This is a genomic window from Streptomyces sp. NPDC059957 (assembly GCF_042730015.1).
Classification (GTDB): Bacteria; Actinomycetota; Actinomycetes; order Streptomycetales; family Streptomycetaceae; genus Streptomyces.
Genome location: NZ_JBHWMB010000025.1, coordinates 99,090 through 106,253, shown reverse-complemented (window position 1 = coordinate 106,253; position 7,164 = coordinate 99,090). Strand labels below are relative to the sequence as shown.

8 protein-coding genes are annotated in these 7,164 nt (G+C 70.6%); all 8 read left to right on the top strand.

The window, feature by feature from the left end:
* Nucleotides 1-238: 238 nt before the first annotated feature.
* On the top strand, nucleotides 239-937 hold the full coding sequence (locus tag ACFWBW_RS18970) for an HAD family hydrolase (protein ID WP_385373809.1): 699 nt from the start codon (nucleotides 239-241) through the stop codon (nucleotides 935-937).
* Between the two features lie 59 nt (nucleotides 938-996).
* Nucleotides 997-2,223 carry an MFS transporter gene (locus tag ACFWBW_RS18965; protein WP_385373807.1) on the top strand — a complete coding sequence of 409 codons (1,227 nt, stop codon included), beginning with the start codon at nucleotides 997-999 and terminating at the stop codon, nucleotides 2,221-2,223.
* The gene (locus ACFWBW_RS18960) at nucleotides 2,195-3,346 is read left to right on the top strand and encodes an acetoin utilization protein AcuC (RefSeq protein WP_385373833.1); all 1,152 of its coding nucleotides are present in this window, start codon (nucleotides 2,195-2,197) and stop codon (nucleotides 3,344-3,346) included. Before ACFWBW_RS18965 ends, ACFWBW_RS18960 begins: the two co-directional genes overlap by 29 nt.
* Before the next feature lie 196 nt (nucleotides 3,347-3,542).
* On the top strand, nucleotides 3,543-4,373 hold the full coding sequence (locus tag ACFWBW_RS18955; RefSeq protein WP_385373805.1) for a phosphatase: 831 nt from the start codon (nucleotides 3,543-3,545) through the stop codon (nucleotides 4,371-4,373).
* 114 nt (nucleotides 4,374-4,487) lie between these two features.
* Nucleotides 4,488-4,697 (top strand): helix-turn-helix domain-containing protein, encoded by a 210-nt coding sequence (locus ACFWBW_RS18950; protein ID WP_162688852.1) that lies wholly within the window; start codon nucleotides 4,488-4,490, stop codon nucleotides 4,695-4,697.
* A gap of 142 nt (nucleotides 4,698-4,839) precedes the next feature.
* Complete coding sequence (locus ACFWBW_RS18945; protein ID WP_003948845.1) at nucleotides 4,840-4,938, top strand: 30S ribosomal protein bS22; 99 nt, start codon at nucleotides 4,840-4,842, stop codon at nucleotides 4,936-4,938.
* A gap of 95 nt (nucleotides 4,939-5,033) precedes the next feature.
* Nucleotides 5,034-6,089 (top strand): NAD-dependent epimerase/dehydratase family protein, encoded by a 1,056-nt coding sequence (locus tag ACFWBW_RS18940; protein ID WP_385373832.1) that lies wholly within the window; start codon nucleotides 5,034-5,036, stop codon nucleotides 6,087-6,089.
* Complete coding sequence (locus tag ACFWBW_RS18935) at nucleotides 6,089-7,087, top strand: lysophospholipid acyltransferase family protein (RefSeq protein ID WP_385373803.1); 999 nt, start codon at nucleotides 6,089-6,091, stop codon at nucleotides 7,085-7,087. Before ACFWBW_RS18940 ends, ACFWBW_RS18935 begins: the two co-directional genes overlap by 1 nt.
* Nucleotides 7,088-7,164: the final 77 nt, after the last annotated feature.

Here is a 7,164-nt window from a genome sequence, read left to right as displayed (position 1 = left end):
GAAGCTAAGCCTTTCAGCGCCGATGGTACTGCAGGGGGGACCCTGTGGGAGAGTAGGACGCCGCCGAACAATCATTGTGGGAAAGCCCCGCACCAGGAAACTGGTGCGGGGCTTTTCTGCGTTCTGGGCCAAAACCTCGCTGAGGGTGAGGGCGGGCGGGGCAGGATCTTTGGATGTCCTGCGGATGCCCGGCATGGGGTCCGGATGGATTGGGCCTGACGGCTCGTAGGGTTGTCGCATGGGCTACGACCTCGTCATCTTCGACAACGACGGCGTGCTGGTGGACAGTGAGCCGCTCGCCAACAGCATCCTCGCCGGGTACCTGACCGAGCTGGGGCACCCGACCTCGTACGAGGAGTCGCTCCGCGACTACATGGGGGCCGCGGTCCACCGGGTCCACGACCTCGTGCGGGAACGGACCGGGCAGGACCTGCCGGCCGACTTCGACCACACGCTGCACGCCCGCACCTTCGCGGCCTTCGAGCGGGAGCTCAAGCCCGTGCCCGGGGTCGAGGGGGTGCTGGCGGCTCTGGTCGAGAGCGGGACCGCGTACTGCCTCGCGTCCTCCGGGAGCCACGAGCGGATCAGGGTCGGGCACCGGGCGGCGGGGCTCGACGAATGGTTCGAGGAGGAGTGGATCTTCAGTTCGGAGGACGTCGGGAAGGGCAAGCCCGCCCCCGACCTGTTCCTGCACGCCGCGGACCAGATGGGCGTGGCGCCCGGCCGGTGCGTGGTCGTCGAGGACAGCCCGCTCGGCGTCCAGGCCGCGCTGGCCGCCGGGATGGACGTGCTCGGGTACACCGCGATGGTGCCCGCCGACCGGCTGCCCGGCGCCACCGGATACTTCGGCGACATGAACCAGCTGGCCGGGTTGCTGGGCCTGGCGGAGGGCGCCGGGTCGGGATACACCGGTTACAGCGGTGGGTTCTCGCACTGACCCAATCGATATGTGATCGCTCTACCCACCGGTAGGACCGGCGCCTACGCTGAGCCGCCATGACGGCAGACGTGCGGCTGAGCCGCGGGCGCGGGGCGTTGGGGTTCAGTTTCTTCGTGCAGGGCGTGGCCTTCGCCCTGCTCGTGACGAGGATCCCCGCCATTCAGGACCGGTACGGGATATCCGACGCACTGCTGCCCGTCTTCCTGGCCGCCGTGCCGATCCTCGCCGGTGTGTCGAGCGTGGTCACCGAGCACCTGGTGAAGCGGGTCGCGCCCAGCACCGTACTGCGGTGGGCGCAGCCGCTCGTGCTGCTCGCACTGCTCGGGGTCGGCGCCGGCAGCGAGATGTGGCACGTGGCGCTGGCCCTCGGGGCGTTCGGGCTGTTCGTGGGGGCGCTCGACGCCTCCATGAACATGCTCGGGGTGAGCCTGCAGGGCGCGTACGGGCGCAGCATCATGCTCGGCTTCCACGCGTCCTACAGCCTCGGCGGGATCCTGGGGGCCTCCGCCGCATGGGCGGGGGCGCACTGGCACCTCTCACTGTTCAGTTCCTATCTGCCCGCCGTCGCGGTGCTGCTGCCGCTCGCGCTCCTCGCCAGCCGGTTCTACGTGGACCAGAACGCCAAGGCCGGCGCCGCCGAGGCCAAGGGGCTCGGGCCGGGCGGGTTCAAGCTGCTGCTGCCGCTGTGCCTGGTGATGGCGTGTGCGTACATCGGGGACTCGACGGTGTCGAACTGGAGCGCCAAGTACCTCCAGGACGTGCTCGGCAGCTCCGAGCAGCTCGCCACCGTCCCCTATAACGTCTACATGGTGACCACCCTGATCGGGCGGGCCGTCGGAGACCTCGGGGTGCGGCGCTTCGGGGCCGTGGCCGTCGTACGGATCGGGACGGTCGTCGCGGCGGGCGGGTTCGCCGTGGTCGCGGCGGCGCCCGGGGCGTGGGTGGGGATGCTCGGCTTCACCCTGCTGGGGTTCGGGCTGTGCGTGATCGTGCCGCAGACCTTCGCCGCGGCGGGCAGGCTGTTCCCGGGAGCCTCCGACACCGCCATCGCTCGGCTCAACATCTTCAACTACGTCGGATTCCTGATCGGGGCGCCGCTCGTGGGCGGGATCGGGGACGCCTGGAGCTACCGGGGGGCGATGCTCGTGCCGATGGTGCTGGTCCTCGTCACTCTCTTCCATGCCCGCTCGTTCGCTACGGAGCCCGCCCGATACGGTGTCCGGCATGAGCGGCGAACCGGTGACCGGGCTGTTGATGTGGGACGAGGCGGTAACGAAGTATGACTTCGGGCCGGGCCATCCGATGGACCCGGTGCGCCTGGAGCTGACCATGGGCCTGGTACGGGCCTTCGGGCTCGACCGGGAGCTGGAGGTACGGCCGGGCCGGCCGGCCGGGGATTCGACGCTCCGGCTGGTGCACCGCGAGGAGTACGTCGCGGCGGTGCGCGAGGTGTCCGCCGACCCCGGGGCCGCCGACGGCTCGTTCGGGCTGGGGACGGCGGACGATCCGGCGTTCCACGGGATGCACGAGGCGTCCGCGCTGATCGCCGGGCAGTCCGTGGCGGCGGCCGAGGCGATCTGGCGCGGGGAGGCCGCGCACGCCGTGAACTTCGCCGGCGGGCTGCACCACGCGATGCCGGGCGGGGCGGCGGGGTTCTGCATCTACAACGACGCGGCGCTGGCGATCGCGCGGCTGCTGGAGCTGGGGGCCGAGCGGGTCGCGTACGTGGATGTGGACGTGCACCACGGGGACGGGGTCCAGGCGGCGTTCTGGGACGACCCGCGGGTGCTGACGATCTCGATGCACGAGCATCCGCGGACGCTGTTCCCGCAGACGGGATGGCCCGAGGAGACGGGCGGGCCGGCGGCGGAGGGGTCGGCGGTGAACATCGCGCTGCCCGCCGGGACCGGGGACGAGGGGTGGCTGCGGGCCTTCCACGCGGTGGTGCCGGAGCTGCTGGAGGAGTTCAGGCCCCAGGTGCTGGTGACGCAGCACGGGGCCGATACGCATTTCGAGGACCCGCTGGCACATCTGGCGGTGTCGTTGGACGCGCAGCGGGCGGTGATGGAGGCGTGCCACGAGCTGGCGCACGCGTGGGTGGAGGGCGGGCGGTGGCTGGCCCTGGGCGGGGGCGGGTACGCCGTCGTGGATGTGGTGCCGCGGTCTTGGACGCACCTGGTGGCGATTGCCGGGCATAAGCCGATCCCGCCGGAGACGGCCGTGCCGGGGTCTTGGCGGGATGCGGTGTATGCGCGGACGCGGGAGTTGGCGCCCGGGCGGATGACGGACGGGCGGGTGCCTGCCTGGCGGGACTGGGAGGGTGGGTACGACCCTGCCGATCGGATCGACCAGGCCGTACTGGCCACCCGGCGGGCGGTGTTCCCCCTGCGGGGGTTGCTGGCCTGAGCGGCGACTGGGTGGGCCCTGCGGGGCTGTCCCCTACCCGCCCTTCCACCGTTCCCCGGGCTGCGCCCGGCCCCCCTGGGGCTCCGCCCCAGACCCCGCGCCTCAAACGCCGGCGAGGCTGGATGTGTTGGGCCAACGGGTGGGGGAATGGCCGGAACTGGCGATCCGTCAGGGTGGATGCGGGAGCATCGGGAGGGTGTTGAGTACCGGGGCGCTGCGTGCGCATCTGCTGGCCGCCCGACTGGCCGGGCCCGTCGCGACCTCTCGGGAGGAAAGCCTGCGCAGTTACCGGCTGTTCGCGGCGCGGGATCCGCGGGTGCTGCTGGGACTGGATCCCGCGTGGGGCTGGGGCGAGGGTGATCTGCTGCGGCTGATGGCGCAGAAGTGCGGTGTCTCGGCGGATCCGGCGCACGTCAGCGGGCCGGACGTGATCGATCCCGAGCTGACGGTGGCGGGGCTGGAGGCCTTCGCGGAGCGGCTGCGGGCAGTGGCGCGGGCACGGGCGCCGGTGCTGTTCGGGACCGGTCATCCGCACCGGCTCCTGGGGTTCTACGCCACCTTGGCGGGGGCGTTGTCGGCGGCGGGATGTGAAGTCCTCACTCCGGCGCGGGGGGTGCGCGTCGACATGCAGACCCGGTTCGGCGTACGCACGCACCGCATCGATTACGTACGGGGGGTCGCACTGGTGCGGGAAGACGGCGTGCGGCCGGACGGGAGTGACACCGGCGCGCACTCCCATTCGCCACTGCCGGTTCGGATCGCGCTCGGGGCACTGGCGGAGGCCGGAGGGCCGTTGCCGGAGCTGGTGGTGGGAGACCACGGGTGGGTCTGCGGTGCAGGTCAGCTCGGTGTGGAGGCGATCGGGCTGGCCGATACCGATGATCCCGCGCTGTTCGTGGGGGAAGCCGAGGGACAGGTGTCGGTGGCGGTTCCGCTTGATGACGCGGTGCGCGCGGACTACTACCGACCGCTCACTCGCTATGTACTCAATCGGGCGAGTCTGTCGGGTCGGCAGGAGTGGACGTAGCTCCTCTTCCCCACTCGTATCACACGCCCCTACTCTGGTGAGTGAGCGTGCGACGACGGGGCGTAACCGGAGGGGAAGCCGGTGCCCGTCATGCGCGGAAGGTCAAGGTGTGTCATGGCTGCTGGCGAGAGGCCTCTCAGTGAGGTTCAGTTCCTGACCGTGGCGGAGGTCGCCTCGGTGATGCGAGTGTCGAAGATGACCGTGTACCGCTTGGTGCACAACGGACATCTGCCCGCAATCCGGGTGGGCCGGTCCTTCCGGGTCCCGGAAAATGCGGTGCACGAGTACCTCCGCGAGTCCTTCGTGGGGGTGGAATCGGCCTGAGGGCGAGGGTCGGGAGCCCGCGGTTACCCCTCGGGGGCACGCGGATTACAAGCTCAGAGCTCGGGCGGGTAGGCTAGGCCGACGTAGGTCGTGTGGGCCCCGACGCCCCGCACCGAATGAAGAGAAGTGAGCGAGGGTAGTCGTGGGCTCTGTTATCAAGAAGCGGCGCAAGCGGATGGCTAAGAAGAAGCACCGCAAGCTGCTCAAGCGCACCCGCGTCCAGCGCCGTAACAAGAAGTAAACGGCAGCTGTACGTGTTTTCCGCAGCCCCTCCACCATTCTGGTGGAGGGGCTGTGGTGCAGCCGGGGGACTTCTTCGAGGGAGGCGCTGAGCTCGTGGGGAAGGTCGTGCTGGTCACCGGGGCTGCCCGGCAACTGGGAGGCCGCTTCGTGCGGCGGATCCAGCGGGACCCGGAAGTGGAGCGGGTGATCGCGGTCGACGCGGTGACCCCGCCGCACCGGCTCGGCTCGGCCGAGTTCGTCCGTGCGGACATCAGGCAGTCGGCCATCGCCCGGGTGCTCGCGGAGAACGCCGTCGACACGGTGGTCCATCTCGCGGTCACCGGGGGAGCGGCGACGGGCGCGGGCTCCGGCTCGTACAGCACCGTCAAGGAAACCAACGTCATCGGGACGATGCAGCTCCTGGGAGCCTGCCAGAAGTCGCCGACGGTACGGCGGCTCGTGGTGAAGTCCAGTACCAGTGTGTACGGGGGCACCTCGCGGGATCCGGCCGTCTTCACCGAGACCACGCAGCCGAAGTCGCTGCCGGGCCCCGGCTTCGCGAAGGACGCCACCGAGGTCGAGGGGTACGTACGGGGCTTCGCGCGCAGGCGGCCCGACGTCGCGGTGTGCGTGCTGCGGTTCGCGAACATCCTGGGGCCCTTCGCCGACTCGGCGCTCGCCGAATACTTCTCGATGCCGCTGATCCCGACCGTGCTGGGCTACGACCCGCGGTTGCAGTTCGTGCACGAGGACGACGTACTGGACGTGCTGCGCCTCGCCTCGCAGACCAGCGGGCCCGGCGGGCTCAGCGGGACCTTCAACATCGCCGGCGACGGGGTGCTGCTGCTGTCGCAGTGCGCGCGGCGCCTGGGGCGGCCGACGGTGCCGCTGCTGCTGCCCGCGGTGACCTGGCTCGGCTCGGCGCTGCGGGCGGTCGGGGCGACGGACTTCTCGCCCGAGCAGATAAGGCTCCTCACGCACGGGCGGGTCGTGGAGACCACGCAGATGCGCGAGGCCCTGGGATTCGAGCCGATGTATACGACCGCCGAGACCTTCGCCGACTTCACGCGGAGCCGGGGCGGCGGGATCCTGCCGCCGGAGCGGGTGGGCCGGGCCGTGGACCGGGTGGCCGGGTTGCTGGACGTGGACATGGATGGAGCGAAGCGATAGTGGCGGACGCCAAGGTCATTCCGTTCGACGAGGACCGGCCGCGACGGCGGTCCTCGCCCGCCCGGCGGGTACGGGTCGCGCCGGAGGCGCCGCTCGCACCCGCCGTGGAACCGGTGGCGGAGCCGGTGGTGGAGGCCGTACCGGAGCCGGCGGCGGGGGACGGCTGGGACCGGCGGATCGCCGGCGGGCTGGCGTTCCTGCGGCGCCGGATCACCGGGGAGTACGAGGTCGACGACTTCGGCTACGACAAGGAGCTGACGGACCAGGTCCTGATGTCCCTGATGCGGCCGCTGTACGACAAGTACTTCCGGGTCGAGGTCAAGGGCATCGAGAACATCCCGAAGGAGGGCGGTGCGCTGATCGTGGCGAACCACTCCGGGACGTTGCCCCTGGACGGTCTGATGCTGCAGGTCGCGGTGCACGACCAGCACCCTGCGCAGCGGCACCTGCGGCTGCTGGCGGCGGACCTGGTGTTCATGCTGCCCGTGGTGAACGAGCTGGCGCGCAAGGCCGGGCACACGCTGGCGTGCGCGGAGGACGCGCAGCGGCTGCTGGAGGCCGGGGAGCTGGTGGGCGTGATGCCCGAGGGCTTCAAGGGGATAGGGAAGCCGTTCGGCGAGCGGTACAAGCTCCAGCGGTTCGGGCGGGGCGGGTTCGTGTCGACCGCACTGCGCGCGGGGACGCCGATCGTGCCCTGCTCGATCGTGGGGGCGGAGGAGATCTACCCCATGATCGGCAACTCGAAGACGCTGGCGCGGCTGCTGGGGATCCCGTACTTCCCGATCACGCCGACGTTCCCGCTGCTGGGGCCGTTGGGTGCGGTGCCGCTGCCGACGAAGTGGACGATCCAGTTCGGGGAACCGATTCCGACGGACGGGTACGCGGCTGAGGCCGCCGAGGATCCGATGCTGATGTTCAACCTGACGGATCAGGTGCGGGAGCAGATCCAGCACACGCTGTACAAGCTGCTGGTGCAGCGGAGGTCGGTCTTCTTCTGACGCGCCGTTGCCAGGGGCAGCTCGCATGTGTGGGTCGGGTTCTTGGGGCTCGAAGAAAAAGGCCGGCGGGGCTGGAT